We start from the raw sequence: 26688 nt of genomic DNA, 5'->3' as shown, positions 1-26688 counted from the left end.
CAACTGAAAAAGCTAGAAAATTATCAAAAGAAGCAGCAATGTGGAAAGATAAAATACGTCCAACAGGTACAGGTATTAGAACGGAGACTTACGGAAGTAATGGTAGATATGAGTTTGTGAGAACAGTTGTTGGAGAAGGCGGAAATGTACGTCACATCTTCGGAAAAGTAACTAACGAAAAACTAGGACAACGTCTAGCAAACACAGGTACAACTGAAACTAATACTGGCTTAGCAGGATTAGGGTTAGCGATCCTAGGTGGATTACTAGCGGTAGCTCGTCGTAAAAACGACAAAAACTAATTTGAAATCTAAACAAAAAACCTACTAAACTAAACTCTAACAAAAAAAGGCACCCCTGATAATTTTCGAGGGTGTCTTTGTGTTTGCTGTAAATTATATAAAAAGACGTTGATATTCATGTAGAGAGTGGCGGATATTTATAATATTAACTTAATAAAAAATTTTCACAAACTCCCTTAATTCGTTTGTGGATTCTATATGCTGTTCGTAACGAAATGTTCATAGCTTCTGCGGTTTGCTTCATATTTAGAGACTTTATAAACTCGCAGAAAAACTTAAGTTCCTGTTCATCTAAGGTGTTCTTCAAATACTCGAACAGCTGAATGTACACATATGAGTAGTTGTCATCTGTCGCATCCAATTTGTTGTTATCGAAAATATCTAGAGGTATGCTTTTCTCTTTATTTCTATAGCGAATCTCATCGATTAATTTTCTTTTAATAGTAACGAAGGCGAAACGATCAAAATCCTTTTCCTCAATTTTCCCTTCATTAAGAATCAAAAAACTGACTAATAAACCTTCTAAACCATAACTGTAAAATTCATGGTGAAGTTTTCTTGGTATCTTCACTTTATAAAGAGCCATAGTTATTAAGTTCTTTTTAATTTCTAATAATTCATAAAATGATTCAGTCTCCCTATCAGTCAAATAGTACTGTCTCATAATTACTTCCCTCCTTAATAGCCACTCCCTACATAAATATCTCTATGAAGACGGTAATAGAAAGTAAATTATGAAATGAAAGAAAAGATGGGTTGGATTTTCAGTATTATAAAATATAAATAAATATACCCCCTTACGAAAAATCCTCTTCACTATTAATAGTGGATTTTTTTGAACTTTGTAACAGGTTTTTTGTAAAAGTTCACACAAAGTTCACACTGTACTAATTCTTAATCTTATACTGAATAAGAATTATAGCCAACTTCTTGAGCAACTTGTCACGACGGCGACTAATTGCCATAGCACTGCTGTTTTCCCTAAGTGCAATACTCCTTAAAGATTTCCCTTTTACGAATAAATTGTACAATAGAAGTTGATCTTCTATCGATAATGTAGCTAGTGCATTATACAATTCATTATAAGTTTCATTAGTAATAATTAATACATCAGGCAATGGAGAAGGGTCTCTTACGAGATTTTCCCCGTCGCTATCTTCAGTATCGAATTCATAGAAATGTATGATGTTGTGCTTGGCATCTTTCATTTTTAGATATCTTTCTTTATAACTATAATATCTAATTACTGAGAATACCTCATCTGGTACATCTACTACATGATTATTATCTATTTTATATCTTTTCATAATTTTAACTCCTTTAAATTAAGTAATTTAATGTAAGGGGGTTGGCGGGGATAATGATTATAACAGATTTATATAAAAATAGTAAATAATAAGATGAATCATGTTAAATTTTATTAAAGATGTTTATAATCCCTAAAATAAAATATATGATTAATTAATAAGATTAAAGAAGATTTATTATAGTCATAATATAGTAAAATATCCCTTAATTTAAGAACTTGATAAACACCTACAAAAGTAGACGAACAATACAGAATGTATTGTTTTACAAAAAGAATTATTTTAGTTATAATGTATAACACGTTTGTAAAAGTCTGTAAATTTCGTAAATAATGAAAATAGGATATTAAACCCTATTACAACAGTGTTTTTCAAGGTGAGTTATAAAAAAGATTATATAAAAATAAATTAAAAATTAACAAAGCGAAATATTATAAAATATTTTGAGAATTTATGAGGTTTTTTATGGACAAAAAAATAAAAATTAGGTAAAATAATTTATGAGCTTCAATGTGTGAATCTCATCATTAGTTTACTAATATTAACAAAAAGGTACACAATAGCAGAAAATTGAATATATTAATCAAAGAACATAATATAAGGTGAGGGAGTTGTTTATCTTAATAACAACACAACCGAGAAGATATATATGGAAAATTTTATTTCTATGGAGATTTAAGATAAGTTATTCAATAATCGGCTATTCAAGGTAAAGTATTAAAAGAATTTCAAGGAGGAATATAATGGTAGGTAAAAATAATCAACATTTAAAAGATACCAAACAAGGTACAAAAGTAGAATCTTATTCTATCAAGAAGTTTAAAGTCGGTACTGCATCAGTAGTAATCGGTGCGAGTATCTTTTTTGGTGCTGGAGCAGTACAAGCTGCTGAAGAAGTACCAAACAACACAGCTGTAGATAATACAACAAACGGAGCTGGAAAAGCAGAAGCTGCACCAAAAGCAGAAGCAAAACCTGTTGTAGAAACTACAAAAGAAAATGTTGCAGCAGCAGTAGCAGAAAAAGTAGGAGCAGAAGCACCAAAAACTGAAGCTACACCGAAAGCAGAAGTTGCAAAAGAAGAAACTCCAAAAGCAGCAACTGCTAAAAAAGAAATCTTAAAAGCAAGTATTGCAACATTAGAAGAAAAATTAAAATCAGCTCAAGACGCTGACAAAGCAGCTGTAGCAGCAGCGAAAGAGGCATTAGCAGCAGCTAAAGCAGTATTAGCTAACGAAGCAGCTACACAAGCAGAAGTAGATGCACAAGCTCAAGCAATTCAAGCTTTAAGCCAAGTAGTAACAGAAGTTAAAGCTCAAGCTTTCGACAAAAAATTAGAAGAGAAAAAAGAAGCTGAACAAAAAGCTAAAGAAGCAACAGCTACTAAAGAAGAAAAAGAAGAAGCAGCAGCTAAAAAAGAATTAACACAAGTAGCTTCAGAAGCAGAAGTAACTAACACACTTGCTAAAACTGAATTAAGCAAAAAAGACTTAAAAGTAGAAGCAAAACCAGCAGTACAAGCTGCAGTAGTGAAAAACGAAGAAGCATTAAAAGTAGCTAAAGAATTATTAGGAAACGACAAAGCGACTACAGAACAAATCGCTAAAAGTTTAGCAGAATTAAGCAACTCTATCAAAGCAGTTTACACAGAGTTAGAGAATGCTGGAGCTAAACGTAATGGTAAATTCGATGTAGTATTAGCGGAAGCGACTACTACAGCGCTTAAAGATGCTTCGACTGAAACAGGTAAAAAATGGTTAGAAGATCATGGATATTCTTCATTATCAGATATCAAAGTTAAAACAAACGAAGATAACTTAAAAGAAATTAAAGACTTAAATGACCAAATCCAATGGTTAGACTTTGGAGATACGAGTGCATGGACAAATTTAACAGCCTCTAACCAACTTCAAATTGGTTCTACATATACAAAAGAATTGATTCCTGGTTATATCGTTACTATGAAAGTTAAAGAACTGAAACCGTTCGAATCAACTGAAATATTCAAAAACCGTGTAGCTGGAACTGATTTAGAAAGTTCTTATCAACCGGATAAAGAAAATAAATTTAATCCGGAAAATGGTGCAACAGGACTTGGAGCTAATCCTCAAAATAGATATACTCACGTTGCTAATTCTGGTATAACAACTGGTAGAGCTAAAACAACAATCGCAGGAACAAACCCTGCAGGACAGCCTAAAAATGGTCAAGCAGCTGGGGTTAAATTCGATATAACAGCGACTTATAATGGTAAACCTGTAAAACCTGGTATCGTTATGACTTCTGGGGAAGATATCGGACCTCTTGAGTCTGAAATTTACACAACTAACGGTACTCCATGGGATCTTGCAGCGATTGTTGGATATAAAACAAATAAAAATGCCTATAAGCCTCTTGATCAATTTAAAGATATGAATGGTGGTAAAACTGCTGTCCTTAAATGGCAAGATGAAAAATTCTATAATGCTCTAAGTGGTAAAAAATTTGCGACTCCTGATGCAGCTACTGCAGGTCTAGGTTCACAAGTGTTTGGGGGTTACATAAATCAAAATGGATCTGGAACGCCAGTATTATCTACGGCAAACGTAACTGAAGTAGGATTTTATATCATGTCTTCTGGACAACAATCTTCTATGATTGGTATTAAGTTCTCTGACTTTGGAGATCTTCCAGAATCTTATGGAATGGCTGAACACTACTTAAGAACTCAATCTATTGATTATGATACAAAAACAATTAAACAAATTCAACAACCATACTTAGGTAAAGTAAAAGCTGATATCGACTCAGCTCCAGGTACTCGTGTAATCGGAGTTGATTCAGATGACGAGAAAGACAATGCCGATGAAGGTGTAGATCAACTTATTGCTCCAGAAAATGTACATATTAACAAAGATACGGGTCGTCCAGAAGTACAATTAGTTAGAGGTCCGGAGAACACTTATAAAGTTAAAGTTCGAGCTTCAGCTAATGGTAATGACAACTATACAGATACAGTTGCACCAGCTTATGTTCGTGGATTTATTGACTTCAATGGTAATGGTAAATTCGATAAAGGTGAAGAATCTAATATTGCTACAGTAACAGGAAATGATCAAATAGTAGAATTAACATTTACAAATACTCAAGTAGTTGATACTAGTAAAGATGTTGTAAACTTCCGTGTTCGTATCGCAAAAGATGAAGCTCAAGTAGAAAAACCAAATGGAATTGCATACTCAGGGGAAGTAGAAGATAACCAAATCCAAGTAATTCACCCACCACGTGGAGATAAAGAAGAAACTACTGGTAAACAAGGTGAAACTCAATCTGTAGGTATCGAATTCAGAACACGTCCATTAGGTGACGATGCATCTGACCTAGGTTCTAACAACGGTAAAACTACATTCAACTCATACGGTAAAATTCAGTATACTGAACAAAGTAATGTAATCAGTGCTGAAACTACTAAGAAAGTTCAATCTGAAGGTGTAATGATCGTTAACCCAGATGGATCATTAACAAAAACTTACACTAAAGCAGGTCAAGGTACTTATACAGTAACAGATGACAAGATTACTTTCACTCCAGAAGCTAACTTCGTAGGTAAAGCTGATGGTATTACACTACGAGCAGTGGACTCAAATGGTGAATCTACGGGATGGACTGCATTAACAGCTCAAAATGGTCTTGAAAACATCAATGATGGTACACATTCAACGACTACAAAAACTATGGATGCTGTATACATTCCAACAGTAACTCCAAAAGAAATCACAGCTGACCCAGAAACATCAACAGATGTTCAAGGAAAAGAACAGAAGAAAACTCCAACATTCAAAACTGATGCTGGAACAGATAATGCTGCAACTGTAACGCCAAGTGCACAGTACCCAGCTAAATTAGTAGATCCAAAAACTGGAGCTAAAGTAGATTCTGTAACGGTTGATGGAGAAGGAACTTACACAATCAACCCAACAACAGGTGAAGTAACATTCCAACCACTTCCAACATTCAAAGGAACTGCAACAGGTGTTGATGTAACATTAACAGCACCAGTAGGTCAAAATAAAGATGGACAAGATGTAACAGCTACGGCTACTACAAAATACACTCCAACAGTAACAGCTGTAGAACCAACAGCTAAACCAACAGATTCAGCAGGAGTGCAAGGTGAAACTCAAAAAGGAACTCCTACATTCACAGCAGGAAATGCAGAAGTGCCAATTAAAGAAAACTCTCACAAACTTCTAGACAAAGAAGGAAATGAAGTTCAACCAGGACAAACAACTCCAGCATACGCTGAAGATGGAGTAACTCAAGTAGGTACTTACTCAATCGATCCAGCAACAGGAGAAGTAACATTCACACCAACTGACAAATCTTATACTGGTAAAGTAACACCAGCTAAAGTTCAAGCAGAAGATAAAAACGGAACTAAAGTAAATACTACTTACACACCACACATCGTAGGTGTAACACCAACAGCGACACCAGCGGAATCTTCAGGTATCCAAGGTGAAGTACAAGATGGAACTGTGTCATTTGCACCTGGTGATACAACAATCGAAGGTGTTAAAAAATCAGTGCCAATTAAAGCTAACTCAGCGGTTCTACTTGACGCTTCAGGTAACCCAGTAGCGGCAGGTACTCCAGTAAACGCTTTAGATCCAGAAGGAAACAAAGTAGGGGAATACACAATTGACCCAGCTACTAACAAAGTAACATTCATACCAACTAACAAAGAATACAAAGGTAAAGTACAACCAGCTAACGTTCAAGCAGAAGACGAAAATGGAACTAAAGTTAAAACAACTTATACTCCAACTATCGTAGGTGTAACACCAACTGCTTCACCAGTTGAAACAACAGACGTACAAGGTGTTGAACAATCTAAAGAAGTAACATTCAAACCTGGTAAAGCAACAGTTAACGGTGTTGAAAAAGAAGTGCCACTTGATACTAATTCATTCACACTATTAGATGAAAATGGACAACCAGCTGCATCAGTACCAGCTAAAAACCCAGCAGGAGATGTTATCGGTACTTACACACTTAAAGTTGTAGACGGTAAACCAACTGCGGTATTTACACCAACCGATAAAACATATGCAGGTGAAGTACAACCAGTTACTATCCAAGCTAAAGATACAAATGGAACTCCAGTAACTACAAAATACACTCCAGAAATTACTCCAGTAGAACCAACAGGAAAACCTGTAACATCTGAAGGTGCTCAAGGACAACCTCAAGAAGGAACTCCAACATTCACTCAAGGTGATGCTAAAGTTCCTATGAAGATCGATGCTGAACAACCAGCTAAATTAATCGATCCAGCTACTGGACAACCAACTGATGCAACAACAATTCCAGCGAAAGACGCTAACGGAAAAGAAGTTGGAACATACACAATCGATCCAACAACAGGTAAAGTAACATTCACACCAAACAAAGACTTCGTAGGTACTCCAGTGCCAGCAACAGTTCAAGCGAAAGATGCGAATGGAACGCCAACAACGGCTACTTACACTCCAACAGTTAAACCAGTTACTCCAGTAGGTGTTAATACATTCACTGAAGATATTCAAGGTGCACCACAAAGTGGTAAACCAGAATTCAAACCTGGTAAAACTACAATCAACGGTGAAGAAGTAGAAGTACCAATGGATGATAAAGTACCAGCAACATTCGAAGATGGAACAACTACTAAGACAATTCCAGGAGAAGGAACGTACACAGTTGATTCAGATGGAACAGTACACTTCACTCCAGACCCACAATTCAAAGGTAAAGGAACAACAATGACAGTTGTTCGTAAAGACCAAAACGGAACTCCAGTAACTGCAGAATACACAGCTGTAGTACACCCAGCAACTCCAGAAGGAACTGAAGTTGTAACTGCAGGTGTCCAAGGAAAAGAACAGAGTGGTAAACCAAACTTCGTTGGTGGTAAAGTAACAATTGACGGTGTTGAAAAAACTGTTGAAATCGACAATAATGTACCAGCAAAACTAATTGACCCAACCACAGGTCAAGAGACAACAACTGTAACAATTCCAGGAGAAGGAACTTACACAGTTAAAGAAGATGGAACTGTAACATTCACTCCAGAAAAAGGATTCACAGGAAAAGGTACTGAATTAACAGTTAAACGTGTTGATAAAAACGGTACTCCAGCACTTGGTAAATACTCAGTGGTAGTAATCGGTGTTAAACCAACTGCAGAACCATCAGTAACTTCAGACATTCAAGGTCAAACTCAAAGCCAACCAGTTAAATTCAAAGGTGGGGTAGTTGAAGTTGAAGACCCAATGACAAAAGCTAAAACTGAAGAAGTAGTAGCAATCGATCCAACAACTTACACATTATTAGATGAAAATGGACAACCAGCTGAAAAAGTACCAGCTAAAGATCCTAAAGGTAATGTAATCGGTGAATACACTCTTGTTAAAGAAGATGGTAAAGATCCAGTTGCAGTATTCACTCCAACAGACAAAACTTACACAGGAGAAGTTAAACCAGTAACAGTTCAAGCGAAAGATACAAACGGAACAGCTGTAACAACAACTTACACTCCAAATATCACGCCTGTTAAACCAACTGCTAAAGGAACAACTTCTGAAGGTGCGCAAGGTCAAGAGCAAAGTGGAACTCCAACATTCACAGAAGGTCACGAAAAAGCTCCAATCGACCCAACAGTACCAGCTAAATTAATCGATCCAGAAACTGGTGAACCGACTGATGAAAAATCAGTAACAGTACCAGGAGAAGGAACTTACACAATCAACCCAGAAACTGGTGAAGTAACATTCAAACCAGAAGCAAACTTCACAGGTAAAGCACAAGGTGTTGAAGTTCAACGTAAAGATACAAATGGAACTCCAGCTACAGCTAAATATACACCAACAGTTAAACCAGTTACTCCAACATCAGATGACGTAGTATCTGAAGACGTACAAGGTGCTAAACAAACTGGAACTCCAGTATTTACACCAGGTAAAACAACAGTTAACGGTAAAGATGTAACTGTAGAATTATCTGATGAACCAGCTAAATTAGTAGATCCGAAAACAGGAGAATCAGTAGATTCAGTAACAGTACCAGGAGAAGGAACTTATACAATTGAAAATGGTGTAGTAACATTCACTCCAGAACCACAATTCACAGGTAAAGCTAGCGGTGTAACAGTTAAACGTACTGACAAAAATGGTACAGAAGTAACTGCTAAATACACACCAACAGTTAAACCGGTAACACCAACTGCAGAAGGTGTAACTACAACTGATGTACAAGGTGCAACTCAAAAAGGTAAACCAGCCTTTGAAGCAGGTAAAACAACAGTTAACGGTGTAGAAAAAACTGTAGAACTTGATGATACTAAACCAGCTACATTCGAAGATGGATCAACTACGAAAGAAGTACCAGGAGAAGGAACTTACACAGTAGCTCCAGACGGAACTGTAACATTCACTCCAGAAAAAGACTTCACAGGTCAAGGTAAAGGTGTAACAGTTAAACGTGTTGATAAAAACGGAACACCAGTAACAGCTAAATACACACCAGTAGTATTACCAGTAACACCAACAGGTAAAGACGTAACATCAATCGGTGAAAAAGGACAACCTCAATCAGAAACTCCAGTATTCACAGCTGGAACTACTAAAGTAAACGGTAAGACTGTAACAGTACCAATCGATGAAACAGTAGCTCCAACATTTGAAGATGGTTCAACTACGAAAGAAGTACCAGGAGAAGGAACTTACACAATCGATAAGAACGGTAAAGTAACATTCACTCCAGAACCAGACTTCGTAGGAGAAGCTAAAGGTGTAACAGTTAAACGTGTTGACGAAAACGGAACACCAGTAACAGCTAAATACACACCAACAGTATTAGGTAAAACAACTACAGAAAACGTAGTTTCTGAAGGTGCTAAAGGACAACCTCAATCTAATACTCCAGTATTCAAAGGTGATGTAGACACTACAGTAGCTCCAACATTCTCTGATGGAACAACTGAGAAGAAAGTACCAGGAGAAGGAACTTACACAATCGACAAAGATGGTAAAGTGACATTCACTCCAGAACCAAACTTCGTAGGAACAGCTACTCCAGTAGAAGTTGTACGTAAAGATAAGAACGGTAAGACAATCAAAGCTTCTTACACACCAACAGTTCGTCCTGACACTAAATTTGTAGTAGTAGGAAAAGACGGTAAAGAAACTGAATTACTTCCATCTAAAGATGGTAAAAACCCATCAGAAACTATTCCAGGATACAAATTAGTTAAGACTGAAACTGATGAAAAAGGTAACACTAAACATATCTACGAACCAGTAACAACTAAGCACGTAGATAGAAAAGGTAACCCAATCCCAGGAACAACAACAGAAGAAGGAACAAAAGATCCTAAGAACATTCCAGGATACAAAGTAGTAGAAACTAAGAAACTTCCAAATGGAGATACAGAATATGTATACGAAAAAGTAACTACATCATTCGTAGATACTAACGGACACGTAATCGAAGGAACAACAACTGAGGAAGGAACAACACCTAAGAAAGATATCCCAGGATACAGATTCGTAGAAACTAAGACTCTTCCAAACGGAGATACAGAACACGTCTATGAAAAAGTTAAGACTTCATTCAAGGATAAAGAAGGAAAAGAAATTCCAGGAAATCCAACAGAAGAAGGAACAACACCTAAGAAAGATATCCCAGGATACAAATTCGTAGAGACTAAGAAGCTTCCAAATGGAGACACAGAACATGTATACGAAAAAGTAACAACTTCATTCAAGGATAAAGAAGGAAAAGAAATTCCAGGAAATCCAACAGAAGAAGGAACAACACCTAAGAAAGATATTCCAGGATACAAATTCGTAGAGACTAAGACTCTTCCAAACGGAGATACAGAACACGTATACGAAAAAGTAACAACTTCATTCAAGGATAAAGAAGGAAAAGAAATTCCAGGAAATCCAACAGAAGAAGGAACAACACCTAAGAAAGATATTCCAGGATACAAATTCGTAGAGACTAAGAAACTTCCAAATGGAGACACAGAACATGTATACGAAAAAGTAACAACTTCATTCAAGGATAAAGAAGGAAAAGAAATTCCAGGAAATCCAACAGAAGAAGGAACAACACCTAAGAAAGATATTCCAGGATACAGATTCGTAGAAACTAAGACTCTTCCAAATGGAGACACAGAGCACGTATACGAAAAAGTAACAACTCCAACTCCAACTCCAGCAGCAGTAATTACAACATGGACAGATGAAAATGGAAACCCATTAAAACCATCTGAAAATGGAGCTAAAGGTAAAGGAACATTTGAAGGATACGAGTTTGTAAGAACTGTAGTTGACGAAGACGGAAATGTACGTCACATCTTCAAGAAATCAACACGTATCCCAGCTACAAACATCATTACAACATGGACAGATGAAAATGGAAACCCATTAAAACCATCTGAAAATGGAGCTAAAGGTATGGGAATAGTTGAAGGATACGAGTTCGTAAGAACTGTAGTTGACGAAAATGGAAATGTACGTCACATCTTCAGAAAAGTAACTGCAGCTACTCCTAAAGCACAAGTTAAACGTCTAGCTAACACAGGTAGCGAAACATCTAGCGCAGCAGCAGGATTCGGTGTATTACTTGCAGGAATTGCAGCAGCAATCAGAAAACGTAAAAACAAATAGTATTAAAGTAAGATAACTTTACTACTATTAAAAATGAATCGAGGTATGAGAGCAATCTCTACCTCGATTTTTTGGGGTTGTATACTAAATCCGGGGCATGGAAAAATTTGCTTGTATACTATAAAAACATCAGTGAAAACTAATTAACATATATTTATTAAATAAATTGCTATTATCTTATTTTGGAGATGGTTAATAGTGGGATATTTTATTTATTTCAATCGAAAACTAAATATATACTTACTCAAATCTAACGCTATTTTAACTGTATTTTAAGTTAGATTTAAATTGAAGTTGAATAGAGATTTTTAATACGTATAAAACTTTGTAAAATAATAAAATTTCTTCGAAAAATGATTGACGTAAATTTCTATTTATAATATTATTAATTCCGGTAAAGATACGTATTTATATTAGATATCAATTCCGAAAAAAACAAATTAAGGTGAAACTATGTTTAAAAAACTTTTAAAAGCAGTATTACCAGCATTACTAGTTTTCTCATTTGCTAATGTAAATGATGCAAAAGTAGAAGCTGCAAACAAAAAAATCAATGTAAGAGTTGATTACCTTGAAGAAGGAACTAACAAAAGATTAGCAGAAAGTGCAAAATTATCAGGAGATGAGAATGTATTTGCAACAATTTCTCTTCCTCAAAACTTAGCTAATGAATATAATATTTCAAAACGTGATTTTTCTAATGAAAGTAAAAATCAAATCGCAGCCAACAAAATCTACGATCAAGAATTAGTATACCAAGTGTACTTCACTAAAAAACCAGCTAGGCAAATTAGCAAACCGTACACTCAAACATACGCATATGTAACTACTCAAGCTCAAGCTCATGTAGTAGCTACAACTCAAGTTCACAAACAACTAGTTGCTTCAGGGTCTGTAAGTCATTCTTCAACTACAAACCACACAGTAGTGACAAATCACAAACATACAGTAGTAACTACACACAAACCAGCTCAAAGACCTACTGTAGTAGCGCACAAATCAGTAGCTCAAAAACCAGCTGTTCAAAGACCAACAGCAGTAGCTCAAAAACCAGCAGCACACAGACCTGTTGTTCAACAAAATCACAAACCTGCAAGAAAAGCTGCTCCACAAGCAAAACGTCGTGGAAGATAGTATTTAAGGGTTTTAAATTATAGGCTCGTAGTCAATTAGATAGAGATAAGCTAGCTCGTATTTAAATAGCTTGCATTTAATAAGACTCTCAGCCGAATAGGTTTGTAACTCAATTAGGGTTGCAGACAAATTATTTTATAGATGAATTGGTTCGCAGACAAATAGACTTATAGTCAAATGGATTTACAGTCGAATTAAATTGCAACCGAATCAAGTCACAGCTAATTCCGGGGTAGAAACGAAAAAATTAATAAGAAACCTAAGTAGTATTTTGCTACTTAGGTTTTTTGTTAAATTCGTGGTATGGAGAAAGGCGATGTTGATGGTTCTAGAATTAACTTTGAAAAGAATTAGAATATCTGAAAAAATCTATATAAACCATAATTATTTATGATATAATTTAGTTGTTAATTGAAATAAAGGAGAAGTTTATGAAACAAAGGAGCAGAAAAATAGAAAAAACACTAGCGTGGATTGCGAATATTATGATGATTTCAGTGGTAGTCTTAATGTATACGGGATTTTTTCAAAGACAGATGGAAGCAATATTTTTAACTCCTGAATTTATTAGTTTAACGTTATCTAAATCCGGAGAAGCTTTTTTTCTTTATACAGGAATAGATATTAATGAAATGGTTGAATTTCTTATAAAATTTATTAAATTTTCAGTCTTACTGACATCACTTATAGCATTATTAGCGACTTTTACGATGAAACATAGAATCTTTTCAGGGGTACTATTTTTATTCTTGGCTATTATGCTTGCTGGAATGGCGACAGAAGTTGCGGTTCACGTGTACTTATTGTATTTCATTGTCGCCATTATGTTATTTATTAGAAAAGGTTAAACATTACTAATCTAATACATTTTGTGGTATAATTTAATCAATATATTAAAAAGGAGCACTTTATGAAACCATTTAGCAGAAAAGTTGAAAAAATCTTAGCGTGGATCGCGAATGTTATTATGATACTTGTTACAGTATTACTATCTCTTGGAGCATTTTCTAGTCAGTTAGCTACTGCTTTTAAACAAAAAGAATTTGAACCGATTCTTTATAACTTATTACAAGATCCAGGAGTTGAATCATTGTTAAAAAGTTCAGGTTTAGACATCGTATCGTTACTTGTATTATTGGTAAAAGTTTATACAATAGTTGCGATTGTTGCTTTATTATTAGCGCTAATAGCATCATTTACTATGAAAGCGAGAATTGTTTCAGGAATCTTATTCCTACTTTCAGCAATAGTAATCGGTGTAATGACAGTTGGGATACTACTTCCTGTATACTTACTATACTTTATTGTGGCGATTATGTTATTCGCAAGAAAAGCACCTAAAGATCCAATCGATACAGATTTTACACAAACACCTGAAAAACCAGAGATTGACAGATTAGAGTACTTATAAGAGTAGCGTGTTTGTGAATATTTGATAAAAATAATAAACTATTCTATTAATTTGAAAGTTGTCGCAGATTCAGTGAATTCGGCGGAATATTAATAGGGTAGTTTTTTATTTGTTTAATAAAAAAGGGGGGGAGTATCGTTTTTTGTAGGGGAGTTAACTTCAAAACCTAGATATTTGTAACTATGATTAAGAATTGTATATACAAAAACTGATTGCAAGATAACGTGCAAACTATTTGCTCCCTAGTGGAACTTCCTGATCTAAATCTAAAAATCACTTATTTACTAAAAATTTCTAAATAACTTCATAAATAAGGGATTTCAAAGAGTTCTTTTATTAGAAAATTAAAATTAATTTTCAAACTATCTAAAACATAAAATAATTTATTTAGGGAGAATTTTACTCGTAAATCGTAATGATAGAAATAGTGTTAAAGTAAGTAAAATAATCTATTATTTAAAGCGTTTTAAAATAGATAAATCTTTGATAAATGCTTGTTTTTGTAGTATAATTGTTAGGATGAAGTATTTTTGAATAGGTTCGTAATATGATTAAAATAATTGTTAATTCTAGGAGTAAAAAAAGTCTTATTGAACTTGAAAAAATAGAGCGTGTTTTAAAGAGGGAAAAGTCACCTTACAAAGTGCTAAAAACCTCTAAAAATAAGAACGCGAGTGACTTGATGAGTGAAATCCACGAAGATGAACTAATCGTCATCGGCGGAGATGGTACTATTAACGAAGTGGTAAATAACTATCATGGTAAAGAATTCATCTATCTCGCGTATGGATCTGGAAATGATCTTGCAAGATCAATAAGGTTCGATAAAACTGTTGAAATAAGTAGATTATTAGACTCAAAGAAATTTATAGAATATGATGTAGGTGTTGTTAACGATAGAAAATTCTGTTCGGGATTCGATATCGGTTTTAATGCTGACATAATTAAAAGAGCAAATGGCTCAAGGTTAAAAAAATATGTAGGAAAGTATATCTATCTTCTTCAAGGAGTAATAGGTATTTTCATGCTGAAAAAATATAGGGCGAAAATATCGTGGGACTCCGGTGAAATAGATACCGATAGCCTATATTTGTTAAATATTATGATTCAACCATATGAAGGAGGCGGAATAAAATTTTCGCAAACTGCTACAGGTCAAGATGGCAAACTCCACATTATGGTAATGGAGAACATGAATTTAATAACGTTTGTTTATAATTATCTTTGCTTACTTCTGAAAAAACATAATAAACTAAAAAGAGTTATACATATAACTACGGACACATTAACAGTAACGACAAATCAGAAATATTTTCAGATTGATGGAGAATTAATAAACAGCGAGGAACATTTAAATCTGAGTTGTCTTAGTAAATTTTATAAATTAAAGAGGATAAAAAATAATGAGAAGAAATTCAAGTAGCCGTAATGCTAGAAGTGAATCAGGTATAGGAGCTTTTGATATAGTTAATGGTATATTAGCTGCCTTACTGATCATACTCGGTGGACTGGTAAGTTGGACGATGTTAAAATACGACTTCCTAAACTTTAGAGGAATCAACTATGCGATAATCGGAGTAATAATCGTAGCGATAGTACTGTCGGTATTCCTAGTTATTAAGAAAAAAGCAAAAATATTTAATGTAATAATGTTAGTTGTTATGAATATTGCCTTGATATTCTCGTACATGCAATTTAGAACAGCGATTGGTTTATTCGATAATTTAAATAACAATGCAACGGTAAGCGAGTATACAATGAATGTCGTAGTCTTGAAAAATGACAAAGCTGAAAAATTGGCTGACCTAAAAGATGTTACGGTATCAGCGCCGGTTTCTTCAGATGGAGAAAACATCAATAAATTGATGAAAGAGATTCGCGATAAAGAAAAACAAAGTCTAAATCTTTCAGAATCAAAAAACTACTTCTCAGCTTATGAAGAACTAACAGCAGGAACAGCTAGAGCAATGGTGTTAAACAGCTCATTTGAAGACTTAATTACAAGTCAACACCAAGACTTTAAAGATAAAACAAAAGTAATATATTCATACAAAATAACAAAAACTGTAAATGCTAAAGCAAAACAAAATGCTGGAGACGTGTTTAACGTTTATGTAAGTGGTATTGATACATATGGACCTGTATCAAGTGTAAGTCGTTCAGATGTTAATATTATTATGACAGTAAACAAAAAAACTGGAAAAATCTTATTAACTACAACACCACGTGACTCATATGTGAAAATCGCTGATGGTGGTAATAATCAATATGACAAACTTACACACGCAGGACTATACGGTGTAGAATCATCAATTCATACATTAGAGAATGTCTACGGTATTAAAATTGATTATTATGCAAGACTTAACTTCACATCATTCCTAAAACTAATCGATACAGTTGGTGGGGTAGATGTGTATAATGATCAAGCGTTTGTATCGTATGGTGGAAAGAAAAGTTTCCAACCAGGATTATTACATATGAATTCTGAAGATGCTTTAATGTTTGTTCGAGAAAGATACGGGCTTACTGGTGGAGACCACGATCGTGGTAAAAATCAGGAAAAAGTTATTACAGCGATAATTAAAAAACTTACTTCGAAAGAAGGATTAGCGAATTATCAAAGTGTTATTAAAGATTTAAGTGAATCAATTCAGACAAACATGCCGATAGAAACAGCTATGGGTCTTGCGAATGAACAACTTAACTCAGGAAAAGATTACAATGTAACTTCTCAAGCGTTAACTGGTACTGGAAGTATGGGATTACCATCATATGCGATGCCTGGAGCACAACTATACATGATGCAAATCGATGATAAGAGTCTAGCGGAAGTAACAGCGAATATTAAAGATGTATTGGAAGGTAAGTAGATGAGAGACGGAATTAGAATGATAGATATACATTCCCATGTAGTCTTCGGAGTAGATGACGGTGCAAAAACTGAAAAAGATACTCGTGATTTGCTAGAAGAAAGCTACAGACAAGGTGTTAGAACGATTATCGCAACACCTCACAGAAGACGCGGAATGTTCGAAACAGATATTGAAATAATTAGAGAAAACTTCAAACGAGTAGAAGAAATTGCTGCTGAAGTAGCTAGCGACCTAAGGGTTTATTTAGGAAGCGAAGTCTACTACAAAGAAGGTGAAATTGAGAAAATCGAAAGTGGTGTATACCCAAAATTAGCTGATACAGACTATGTATTAGTCGAATTTCCTTATGAGATGCGCTATAAAGAAATCCACAGAGCGATAAATAAAGTTATATTACTAGGATTAACACCAGTAGTAGCTCACGTTGAAAGATACAACGATGTAGATGAAAAAGGTGTTCAAGAATTGATTAACATGGGTGCTTATATCCAGGTTAATGCAGCAAGTGTTCTCAAACCAAAGCTTATCGGTGATAAACACAAACATTACAAAAAACGAGCTAAGAAGTACCTAGACCAAGAGCTAGTTCACTTTATCGCAAGTGATATGCACAATATGGATTCTCGAAGAACATTTATGAAAGAAGCATATGACATTATCGAGAAAAAATACGGTCCAACAATAGCTTACGAACTATTTGAAAAAAATCAAGAAAAATTATTAATGAATAAAATAATATAAAGAGAGGAAAAACAACACAATGGATAATCAGGAAAAAGATTTAATACAGTTAGACATTATGCTACTGTTAAGAAGAATTTGGGAGAAGAAGATATTAATAGTATTAGTAACACTACTATTTACTGCGGTATCACTTGCTTATAGTATTTTCTTAGTAACGCCACAATACTCTTCTACTACGAAAGTATATGTGGTTAACCAAAAGAAAGATGATAAAGCAATCACAACACAAGACGTTCAACTAGGATCACTATTAGTAAAAGACTATAAAGAGATTATTCTTTCGAACAAAGTTATGGAAGATTCAGCAGAAAAGAGTGGATTAGGACTTACAGCAAAACAATTAGCAGGAAAAGTTAGTGTCGATGCACCAAAAGATACACGTATTATCTCAATCACTGTTCGAGATAAAGATCCACAAGTAGCTAGTGACTTAGCGAATACTGTAAAATCAGTATCAGCTGATCAGATTAAAGACGTAACAAAAATCGATGATGTAACGACATTAGAAGAAGCAAAAGCAGCTACATCACCAAGTTCTCCAAACATTCCTAGAAATGCGGTATTAGCGACAGCATTAGGATTTATCTTAGCTGTAGCTGGAGTAGTATTATTTGAACTACTAGATGATAGAGTTAAGAGAGCAGAAGATATTGAAGAAGCAATGGGGCTTGTGCTTTTAGGTGTAGTTCCAGATACAAAAACAGGAAAGAGATAAGGTGAAAATACATGGCACAAATTAATTTACTAACAAACCAAAAAATAGTAGATCCTAAAAATGATGAATATTACAACGCCATACGTACAAATATCCAATTTTTAGGAAAAGATAAAAAAGTAATCGTAATTACATCAACTTCAGAAAACGAAGGGAAGAGTACTGTATCGACTAATTTAGCTATTTCATTAGCAAAATTAGGTCTTAAAACTATTCTAGTGGACGCTGATACACGTAAGTCTGTAATGGCAGGTCGTTTCAAATTTAAGCACAAAATTAGTGGTCTAACTAACTATCTTTCTGGAGTATCTCCAATCGAAGATGTTATTTATGAAACTGATGTGGAACACCTTAATGTTATTCCAGTAGGTCAAGTACCACCGAACCCAACAGGATTATTACAAAACAAAAACTTTAACATTATGATTGAAGTATTTAGAGAATATTATGACTATGTTATCATCGATACACCACCGATTGGACAGGTAATCGATGCGGCTATCGTAGCTCCTAAGACAGATGGAGTAATTCTCCTTGTAGAAGCAAATCGTGTTAAGAAGAAGAGTATAGAAAAAGCCAAGGAACAACTTGAAAAAGGTGGAGCTGAGTTCCTAGGAGTAATCTTAAATAAAGTTAACTCAAATGAGCTAGGTTATGGTGGTTACTACGGTCACTATGGTAGTTATGGACTAAATGGAAACAAAGATAAAAAATAAGTCAGAAGATAAGAGGAGAACGAGATGTATTATATTAGAAGAACTAATAAGTTTCTGTTCTTGGTGACTGATTTAATAGCCTTATCTTTAGCTTACATTTTTAGTTTTGATTTCCAATCAAAATCAAAAGATAACTTGTACTTCTTTATTGTTATGAATGTTATCGGTATTCTTGTCGCACTTATGTCAGAAGAATATTGGACAATATCAGAGAGAGGGTATCTTAAAGAACTTAAGGCAACATTTATCTATGTATTAAAAGTTGTCTCATTGTTTACATTGTTTTTAGTAATATTTAATCGCAATGATTTCTTTGATATAGTAAAAAGTATGGAATTGATTATTTATTTAGTTCTAGCATTTGTCTTGATCTATTGTGTAAGAATTATTTCTAAAAGAATAAATAATCGTTATCGTGATGACAGTCGAAATATTATAATACTATCTGATTTTTGTGATTTAAACACTATTGGAGAGCTTCCAAGTAATTATCAAGTATTAGCATATGCGAACAATTCAGATGAATATATATATAACGCTAAACCGGTTGTCCACAATATTTCTGAAATTAGAGATTTCTTATCTCATCATAGAGTTGATGAAATATATGCCAATTTATCGTCTCAAACAGACTTGGTTGAAATATTTAAGATTTTTGAAGTGTTAGGTATTCCGACGAAGATTAATATAACACCAATAATTAAAGAAGTAGGAGCTAATACTGCAGTAACGTTCCAAGGAGATAATATTTATTTAACATCTGCAATAAAAATAGCAACACTACGTCAGGTAATTCTGAAGAGAGTGATGGATATAGCAATCTCAGTAGTGGGAATACTATTAACGATTATTGTAGGTATAATTATACTGCCAATAGTGAAAATGCAAGCGCCAGGCCCACTTATTTTCACTCAAACAAGAATAGGACAAAATGGTAAAAAGTTTAAAATATACAAGTTTAGAAGTATGTATATGGATGCTGAAGAAAGAAAAGCAAAACTTTTAAGCCAAAATGAGCTAGAGACAACGTTGATGTTTAAAATGAATAATGATCCTAGGGTCTTCCCATTTGGACAAAAACTAAGGGATTGGTCATTGGATGAACTTCCACAATTTATCAATGTTCTTAAAGGGGATATGAGCGTTGTAGGAACACGTCCTCCGACAGTTGATGAATATACACAGTATGATCTTCATCATTTCAAACGTATGCAGGTAAAACCTGGTATTACAGGAATGTGGCAGGTTAGTGGAAGAAGTAACATACTTGATTTTGAAGAAGTAGTTAAACTAGATATGAAATATATCGAAAATTGGTCGCTAAGACTGGACATAAAAATTATAATTAAAACTATAATGGTTGTCCTAAAAAGAGAAGGAAGTAAATAATACGGGGAAAAGTAAAAAATAGGGAGTGGCTATAAATATATACAACCACTCCTTGTTAAAATAAAAAAGACTGTGTTTCGTCGCCAAACTAAAACACAGACTAATATAAGTGAATATGGTTTATATTAACATAAAATTTGATAAAATGGAAGTGAAAAGATTGGATATAGTATACGCTACAGATAATAATTTTATCGATGTGCTTTATGCTTCGATAGCTTCATTGTATGATACCAATGGAGATTTAAACTTAGATATTTGGATAATAGGGGAAAAAATATCTGATTTAAATAAAGAGAAAATAAATAATTTATCAAAAGAATACAATCAGAAAGAAGTTAATTGGATTGAAAATTGTGAAGTACCTTATCAAGTGAAGTTAGATAGGGGCTCAGCTAGCCAATATAGTAGACTCATGATTGGATCTGCTCTGCCAGATAGTATAAAAAAAGCATTATACTTAGATGCAGACACAATTATTTTATCAAATTTAATAGAGTTATTTAATGTTTGTTTTGATGACAAAATAGTTATAGGTGTTTCAGATGTTATAAATGCAGAGTATAAGAAAATCTTGAACATTCCAGAGGATAGAGCTGTTTTTAATACAGGGGTTTTATTGATAGATTTAGAAAAGTGGAGAATAGAACAAATAGAAAGTAAGTTGTTTGATGTGATCTGTAAATTTAAAGGAAATGTTATTCAAGGTGATGTTGGAATATTAAATGCAGTTTTATATGATTCATATAAGGAGATAAATCCTAAATTTAATTATATGACAATTTTTGAAGATATGTCTTATGAGGATATTCTTGTATTTAAAAAACCAGTAGATTACTATTCTAAAAAGAAATTAGAAGACGCTAGAAATAATATTGTGATTCGTCATTATACAACATGCTTTTTGTCAAGAAGACCATGGCAACAGGGAAGTAAGGTAGCTCATGTGAGAGAGTTTGAGAAATATTATAAAGGGGAATTCAAAAGTGTTAAAGATCCTAAGATTTTAAAGATATATAATATTCTTCCTAAAAAATTAGCTATACGAATTATAGGTTTTATTCAATCAAAAATAAGACCGAAGTTATATAAAATATTACAATAAAAGGTGAACTATGGATAAAGAAGTAGTACTGAAGAAAATTCAAGAACAAGAATTATTATTATTAAAAGAATGCATAAAATTATGTGAGAATAACAGTATAGAGTATTTTGCTTTAGGAGGTACTCTTTTAGGAGCAGTAAGACATCAAGGGTTCATACCTTGGGATGATGATATAGATTTAGGAATACCTAGAAAATATTATGATAAATTGATTGAATTATTGAGTGATAACGAAGAAGTAGTTTTAGAGAAAAACATAATTAATTTGAATGTATTGCAATATAAGAAAAAAGAAAATATACAAATAGGATCAGAATCATATTCTGTATATATTGATTTATTTCCATTAGATGGGGCTCCAAATGGTAAAATAGCTAGAAAGGTATTTTTAACGAAGTTTTTATTATATAGAGTACTATATAAGTTTTCGATTATAGATAAGTTAAATATTGTAGACCGTGGATTTGTTGGGAATTTAGTAGTTGGTCTTATGAAGAAATCTAAAATATATAAAATACTTTCATCAGAGAGATTAGTTGAAAAATTACATAAAATTGCAGCCACTTATAGTTTTGATAATAGTGACTTTGGAGGAAATATTTTAGGTAGATATAGAGAAAAAGAAATTGTTTCAAAGAAAATATTTGGGAATTCAAAATTATTGAAGTTTGAAGACATTGAAATAAGAAGTCCTGAAGACTATGATGGGTATTTAAAACATATTTATGGAGATTACATGAAACTACCTGATAAAAAAAATAGAATAGCGCATTTTGAAGAGATGAAAAGTAAGGAATAAATCTATGAAAAAAATATGTTTTGTAAAATGGATTATTGATAGAGTTGATGGTGGATTAAAGGTGGCTGTTAATTTAGCAAATGAATTATCCGATAAATATGAAGTGCATTTAGTATCTGTATTGGCAACTGAAGAGTGTTTTTTTGATTTGAAATTTAATGTTAGATACGAAAATTTATCAAGTAAAAAGTTATCGATGCAAAAACATTTTTTTAAATCTGTTTTATTATTAAGAGAATATTTAAAGAAACATGATATCCAGATTGTTTTTGGTATAGGAATGAGTATGAATAGTGTAGGTATAGCTAGTACATTAGGTTTAGATACAGTATTTATTTCGTGTGATCATACTAATTCTATAGTTGATATTGATACTAAGGTAAAAAAATTCCAACGATATTTTGGGGCTAAAGCAGCTGATAAAATAATTACACTAACTACTGAAGATAGAGATAATTATATAAGACAGTATAAGATTGATTCTAATAAAGTGGAGTGTATTTATAATTGGATAAACTCTATTGATAGTATAGAAAGATATAATGTTAATTCTAAAAAATTAATTACGGTAGGTCGTTTTGATAAGCAAAAAGGATATGATTATTTATCCAAAGTAGCTGTTAATGTATTATCAAAATATCCTGATTGGCAATGGGATATATATGGTTCAGGTGATGATAGTATTAAAGAAAAGTTAGTTGAGGAACTAAAAGAAGGCGGAGTAATAGCTCAGGTTAATTTTATGGGGAATGTAAGAGGGATAGAGAATATTTATCCTAATCATGGGATATATGTAATGACTTCTCGATATGAAGGATTACCTTTAGTACTATTAGAAGCAAAACAATATGGATTACCGATTATTAGTTTTGATTGTCCAACGGGACCATCAGAAATAGTTCTAGATGGAGAAAATGGATATTTAATTGATAACTTTGATACTGAAGAAATGAGTAATAAAATTTGTGAACTTATTGGAAATGAGGAGTTAAGAGAAATTTTTTCTGGGAATTCCATGAATGATACAGAGAAATTTAGTAAAGAAAAAATTCTACAGCAATGGATTAATTTGATTGAAGAGATGATAGGAGGAGAACATGCAAGATAAATTGCTTACAATAGTTGTACCGACATATAATATTTCTGGATATATAGAGAAATGTATACATTCATTTTTAGCAGTTAATGAGAAATATTATAAAGATTTTGAAGTAATCGTTGTTAATGATGGTAGTACAGATAATTCTGTTCGAGTAGTCGAAAATTTAATTATAGAATCTGATTTGGACTTAAGAATAATCTCTAAAGAAAACGGTGGGCATGGTTCAACTATAAATGTAGGAATAAATGAAGCTAAAGGGAAATATTTTAAAGTTATTGATGGTGATGACTGGATAGACATCAGTAGTTTTGAAACGTTATTAGAAAAATTAAAAACAATAGATGTAGATATGGTAATTTCAAATTATACAGAGCAACATGTGTATAATAATAGTAAAAAGACTATTGATTTTGTAGAAAGAATTGTACCAGATGGTATCGTAGAGGGATTACCTGATAGAAGAACTCCTATGCATGCGCTAACGTATAAGACATCTATTTTAAAAAATAATGATATAAGATTGAGTGAAAAGACATTCTATGTAGATACGGAATACACATTGTTGCCTATAAAATATGTGAAGAATTATGTATATTATAATTTAGATATTTATCAATACTTTTTAGGTAGACCAGATCAAAGTATGCATATTAATATTATGAAACAAAAATCGGATCATCACTATAGAGTAACTAAAAGAATATTAGAATTATATCAGGAAATCCATACTGATAAGATTCAAGAAAATATTGTTAGAGAAGCATTAATTTATTTAATAAATAAACAATGCCAATTAGCAATATTGAATAATAATTTAGAAGAAATGTATGAATTATTTAACTACGCTAATAAATGTGGTTTTACATGGAGATACGATAAAGAAAAAAAAGTTACATCTTTAATAAGTTTGAATTATAGAATGAAAAGAATTTTTGATTGTTTTGTTAACTCATTAGTTAAGAAGAAACAAAAAGAATGGAGTGAGATAGATGCTTATTAGTGTTATTATTCCTGTTTATAATGTAGAGGATTATCTTCATTATGCAATTGAAAGTTTAGAAAAACAAACTTATAAAAATTTTGAAATAATTCTTGTGAATGATGGTTCTACAGATGATTCAGGAAAATTATGTGATGAGTATTCTGAGAAATATTCTAATGTAAGAGTGTTTCATAAAGAGAATGGTGGACTATCTGATGCGAGAAATTTTGGTGTTCAAAAAGCTAAAGGAGAATTTATAACATTTTTAGACCCAGATGATTATTTAGAAGCATATTCCTTGGAATTATTAGCGGATATTCAAGAAAAACATAATTGTGATATTGTTTCTACCCGAGTTAAGGCAACAGAATTATATAATGTTTATTCTAATCATTCTTTAACTGAAGAGGATTTTAAGAATGTGATTGTTATGGATCATGATATTTTTCTTGAAGAGGCATTTTATGATAAAGTAGCAACGGTATCAGCTTGTGGAAAGTTATATAGAAAAAGTATTTTAGAAATTCCTTTCCCGAAGGGAAGAATATACGAAGATTTATATATAATTAGTGAGCATGTTGAGAAAGCGAATAAAATAGTTCACACACCAATACAAATATATAACTATTACAAGCGTCAAGGAAGCATTGTGAATTCAAAATTTACATCTAAACAGTATGATTTTTTTGATGCGATAAGTCATAATAGAGATGTTATTAAAGATAAATATAATGATAAAAAGAGTTTAGAAAGTGCAGTTATTGCTAAAGAAGCTATTGGTTCTTTTAAAATTATAGGATCAGCGTATAAAACAAGTATAACTGATGTTTATAAAATAAGAAAAATGATAAAAAGAAATTATACTAATATATTGTCTAATAGCAAGATAAGTTTCTTTTTTAAAATCAAATATATTTTATTTATATTATCACCTAAACTGTTTAATGTTATAAAGAGGTTGATAGTTAAGAAATAGGATAATAAAAATTAAAGATTAAATAAAAAAGTGAATCAAGAATATTTTAAATTATTCATTTAATTTTCAACGTGCTTAATACCTAAAAAGACAAGGAAACTATTTATTCACTGAATTTTGACAAGGAGGAAATTACATGTTTTTAATTTTATCGGTTTATATAGGATTATTTTTTCTATATCCAATAATAACTACACCTCTTATAATGATACCTTTGACATATCGTTTTAAATATAGTAAAATTTTTCTTATTTTGTTTGTTTTAGGGATTTCTTTGATTACATTGAGATATATCCCGTTTCCAACAGATGATGGGGCGTATCATTATAAAGCAGCATATTTATATCAATCATATGATAGTATTTTTGAATGGTTTTCTTATTTGATGTCAAAAGATATACCAACAGAATATGGGTATTATAATTATCCACTATTTGGATTATTATTATATATTTTTAGTAATACAGGAACATATTCGTTAATTAGTTTTGTTGTGTGCTTTACAGTCTATTATCTATATAGTTCTATTATATTAGATATTTTTCAAAAAAGTAATATTTCAAAATGGTTGTTTTTAGTTGGATTCATAATTATTTTAACATTTGTAAATATTAGATATACAGCTAGTGGAATGAGGTATGCGTTAGCAGTTTCTATCACTGTTTCGCTATTTTATAAGGAAATTAGAGGAGGATTTAGTATAAATAAATCGTTATTCTACTATTTAATTCCAATATTAATCCACGCAAGTAGTCTTATATTTGTTTTACTAAGGATCCTATTCCCTCTGTTAAAAAATGATAGAATATACAAAAAAATATTGGTATTATTTACTTTTCCAGTATTATCTATTGTATTACCTGTATTTAATATTAATAATGGATATTTTTCGTTTTTAGTTGAAAAATTTGATTCGTACCAGATTACAGAGAATTATATAGTACTATTTAAGTGGTCTGACTTAGTATATGTTTACGTAGGAGCACTTATCAGTGTTATTTTTATTGTTTATTATCATATAACTCTTAGATTTCAAAAAAATGAAAAGTTGAAAAATTTTTACAAACTAGTAATGTACGTTTGTTTACTGACTTTATCAGTATCACCGTTCTTAACATTGTTAGATAGATTTGTTTGGTTTGTATATCCATTAGTAATTATTTCGGTTCTATTGTTTATTGCTAGTGATACAGAAGGAACATCTAAAATTAAAGGAAATAAATATTTTATATCTTATTTCATGTTAATATTATGTTTTGTAGGGACTATAATTTGGAATAGAAATTTCTTAGAATTTCTTCGTTTGCTTGATTATAACTTTATTGAAATATTAACAAAAAATGTCTATGAATATTTTAGTGATTTACACCAATTCTCATTAAGTGAAGTAGTGAGACGATAAATATATGATATGTAAGACAATGTTATATAAAAAATT

19 protein-coding genes are annotated in these 26688 nt (G+C 32.4%); 17 read left to right on the top strand and 2 right to left on the bottom strand.

Translation table 11 applies throughout. From position 1 onward, the window contains the following. Positions 1-38 precede the first annotated feature (38 nt). Positions 39-302 carry an LPXTG cell wall anchor domain-containing protein gene (locus FOC48_RS08170; protein ID WP_003147691.1) on the top strand — a complete coding sequence of 88 codons (264 nt, stop codon included), beginning with the start codon at positions 39-41 and terminating at the stop codon, positions 300-302. Between the two features lie 145 nt (positions 303-447). Here FOC48_RS08170 and FOC48_RS08165 read toward each other — a convergent pair whose 3' ends face one another. Beyond that, positions 448-966, bottom strand: coding sequence for a sigma-70 RNA polymerase sigma factor region 4 domain-containing protein (locus FOC48_RS08165; protein ID WP_003147692.1), 519 nt, complete (start codon positions 964-966; stop codon positions 448-450). 223 nt (positions 967-1189) lie between these two features. After that, on the bottom strand, positions 1190-1609 hold the full coding sequence (locus tag FOC48_RS08160) for a sigma-70 family RNA polymerase sigma factor (RefSeq protein WP_003147693.1): 420 nt from the start codon (positions 1607-1609) through the stop codon (positions 1190-1192). A gap of 743 nt (positions 1610-2352) precedes the next feature. Here FOC48_RS08160 and FOC48_RS08155 point away from each other — a divergent pair. From FOC48_RS08155 to FOC48_RS08080, 16 genes are all read left to right on the top strand, one after another. After that, on the top strand, positions 2353-11301 hold the full coding sequence (locus FOC48_RS08155) for a YSIRK-type signal peptide-containing protein (protein ID WP_003147694.1): 8949 nt from the start codon (positions 2353-2355) through the stop codon (positions 11299-11301). Between the two features lie 453 nt (positions 11302-11754). After that, positions 11755-12435 carry a hypothetical protein gene (locus FOC48_RS08150; protein WP_003147695.1) on the top strand — a complete coding sequence of 227 codons (681 nt, stop codon included), beginning with the start codon at positions 11755-11757 and terminating at the stop codon, positions 12433-12435. Between the two features lie 431 nt (positions 12436-12866). After that, positions 12867-13283 (top strand): hypothetical protein, encoded by a 417-nt coding sequence (locus FOC48_RS08145; RefSeq protein ID WP_003147697.1) that lies wholly within the window; start codon positions 12867-12869, stop codon positions 13281-13283. A gap of 62 nt (positions 13284-13345) precedes the next feature. Then, positions 13346-13846, top strand: coding sequence for a DUF4064 domain-containing protein (locus FOC48_RS08140; protein ID WP_003147698.1), 501 nt, complete (start codon positions 13346-13348; stop codon positions 13844-13846). A 547-nt stretch (positions 13847-14393) separates the two neighbouring features. After that, positions 14394-15269, top strand: coding sequence for a diacylglycerol/lipid kinase family protein (locus FOC48_RS08135; RefSeq protein WP_003147699.1), 876 nt, complete (start codon positions 14394-14396; stop codon positions 15267-15269). Continuing rightward, positions 15250-16719, top strand: a complete 1470-nt coding sequence (cpsA, locus tag FOC48_RS08130; RefSeq protein ID WP_003147700.1) for an LCP family glycopolymer transferase CpsA — start codon at positions 15250-15252, stop codon at positions 16717-16719. The genes FOC48_RS08135 and cpsA overlap by 20 nt, the downstream gene beginning before the upstream one ends. An 18-nt stretch (positions 16720-16737) precedes the next feature. Beyond that, positions 16738-17463, top strand: a complete 726-nt coding sequence (locus FOC48_RS08125) for a CpsB/CapC family capsule biosynthesis tyrosine phosphatase (protein WP_035467199.1) — start codon at positions 16738-16740, stop codon at positions 17461-17463. 19 nt (positions 17464-17482) lie between these two features. Then, positions 17483-18181 carry a YveK family protein gene (locus tag FOC48_RS08120; protein WP_003147702.1) on the top strand — a complete coding sequence of 233 codons (699 nt, stop codon included), beginning with the start codon at positions 17483-17485 and terminating at the stop codon, positions 18179-18181. Positions 18182-18192: 11 nt separating this feature from the next. After that, the gene (locus FOC48_RS08115; RefSeq protein WP_003147703.1) at positions 18193-18897 is read left to right on the top strand and encodes a polysaccharide biosynthesis tyrosine autokinase; all 705 of its coding nucleotides are present in this window, start codon (positions 18193-18195) and stop codon (positions 18895-18897) included. A 24-nt stretch (positions 18898-18921) separates the two neighbouring features. Next, entirely contained in the window at positions 18922-20286 is a 1365-nt protein-coding gene (locus FOC48_RS08110) for a sugar transferase (protein WP_003147704.1), read from the top strand. A gap of 145 nt (positions 20287-20431) precedes the next feature. Beyond that, the gene (locus tag FOC48_RS08105; protein ID WP_216842915.1) at positions 20432-21391 is read left to right on the top strand and encodes a glycosyltransferase family 8 protein; all 960 of its coding nucleotides are present in this window, start codon (positions 20432-20434) and stop codon (positions 21389-21391) included. Between the two features lie 10 nt (positions 21392-21401). Next, entirely contained in the window at positions 21402-22190 is a 789-nt protein-coding gene (locus FOC48_RS08100; RefSeq protein WP_003147706.1) for a LicD family protein, read from the top strand. A gap of 4 nt (positions 22191-22194) precedes the next feature. Continuing rightward, positions 22195-23298, top strand: coding sequence for a glycosyltransferase family 4 protein (locus tag FOC48_RS08095; RefSeq protein WP_003147707.1), 1104 nt, complete (start codon positions 22195-22197; stop codon positions 23296-23298). Then, the gene (locus FOC48_RS08090; protein WP_003147709.1) at positions 23288-24292 is read left to right on the top strand and encodes a glycosyltransferase; all 1005 of its coding nucleotides are present in this window, start codon (positions 23288-23290) and stop codon (positions 24290-24292) included. Before FOC48_RS08095 ends, FOC48_RS08090 begins: the two co-directional genes overlap by 11 nt. Next, the gene (locus FOC48_RS08085; protein ID WP_003147710.1) at positions 24282-25250 is read left to right on the top strand and encodes a glycosyltransferase family 2 protein; all 969 of its coding nucleotides are present in this window, start codon (positions 24282-24284) and stop codon (positions 25248-25250) included. Before FOC48_RS08090 ends, FOC48_RS08085 begins: the two co-directional genes overlap by 11 nt. A gap of 136 nt (positions 25251-25386) precedes the next feature. After that, positions 25387-26652, top strand: a complete 1266-nt coding sequence (locus FOC48_RS08080; RefSeq protein WP_003147711.1) for an EpsG family protein — start codon at positions 25387-25389, stop codon at positions 26650-26652. The last annotated feature ends 36 nt before the right edge of the window (positions 26653-26688 follow it).

It is taken from the genome of Gemella haemolysans, assembly GCF_012273215.1.
Lineage (GTDB): Bacteria > Bacillota > Bacilli > Staphylococcales > Gemellaceae > Gemella > Gemella haemolysans_A.
This window is presented reverse-complemented; position numbering and strand designations above follow the sequence as displayed.

Coding starts and splice junctions, on each gene's coding strand:
- FOC48_RS08170 (WP_003147691.1), top strand. CDS start 39: ATGTGGAAAGATAAAATACGTCCAACAGGTACAGGTATTAGAACGGAG.
- FOC48_RS08165 (WP_003147692.1), bottom strand. CDS start 966: ATGAGACAGTACTATTTGACTGATAGGGAGACTGAATCATTTTATGAA.
- FOC48_RS08160 (WP_003147693.1), bottom strand. CDS start 1,609: ATGAAAAGATATAAAATAGATAATAATCATGTAGTAGATGTACCAGAT.
- FOC48_RS08155 (WP_003147694.1), top strand. CDS start 2,353: ATGGTAGGTAAAAATAATCAACATTTAAAAGATACCAAACAAGGTACA.
- FOC48_RS08150 (WP_003147695.1), top strand. CDS start 11,755: ATGTTTAAAAAACTTTTAAAAGCAGTATTACCAGCATTACTAGTTTTC.
- FOC48_RS08145 (WP_003147697.1), top strand. CDS start 12,867: ATGAAACAAAGGAGCAGAAAAATAGAAAAAACACTAGCGTGGATTGCG.
- FOC48_RS08140 (WP_003147698.1), top strand. CDS start 13,346: ATGAAACCATTTAGCAGAAAAGTTGAAAAAATCTTAGCGTGGATCGCG.
- FOC48_RS08135 (WP_003147699.1), top strand. CDS start 14,394: ATGATTAAAATAATTGTTAATTCTAGGAGTAAAAAAAGTCTTATTGAA.
- cpsA (WP_003147700.1), top strand. CDS start 15,250: ATGAGAAGAAATTCAAGTAGCCGTAATGCTAGAAGTGAATCAGGTATA.
- FOC48_RS08125 (WP_035467199.1), top strand. CDS start 16,738: ATGATAGATATACATTCCCATGTAGTCTTCGGAGTAGATGACGGTGCA.
- FOC48_RS08120 (WP_003147702.1), top strand. CDS start 17,483: ATGGATAATCAGGAAAAAGATTTAATACAGTTAGACATTATGCTACTG.
- FOC48_RS08115 (WP_003147703.1), top strand. CDS start 18,193: ATGGCACAAATTAATTTACTAACAAACCAAAAAATAGTAGATCCTAAA.
- FOC48_RS08110 (WP_003147704.1), top strand. CDS start 18,922: ATGTATTATATTAGAAGAACTAATAAGTTTCTGTTCTTGGTGACTGAT.
- FOC48_RS08105 (WP_216842915.1), top strand. CDS start 20,432: ATGGAAGTGAAAAGATTGGATATAGTATACGCTACAGATAATAATTTT.
- FOC48_RS08100 (WP_003147706.1), top strand. CDS start 21,402: ATGGATAAAGAAGTAGTACTGAAGAAAATTCAAGAACAAGAATTATTA.
- FOC48_RS08095 (WP_003147707.1), top strand. CDS start 22,195: ATGAAAAAAATATGTTTTGTAAAATGGATTATTGATAGAGTTGATGGT.
- FOC48_RS08090 (WP_003147709.1), top strand. CDS start 23,288: ATGCAAGATAAATTGCTTACAATAGTTGTACCGACATATAATATTTCT.
- FOC48_RS08085 (WP_003147710.1), top strand. CDS start 24,282: ATGCTTATTAGTGTTATTATTCCTGTTTATAATGTAGAGGATTATCTT.
- FOC48_RS08080 (WP_003147711.1), top strand. CDS start 25,387: ATGTTTTTAATTTTATCGGTTTATATAGGATTATTTTTTCTATATCCA.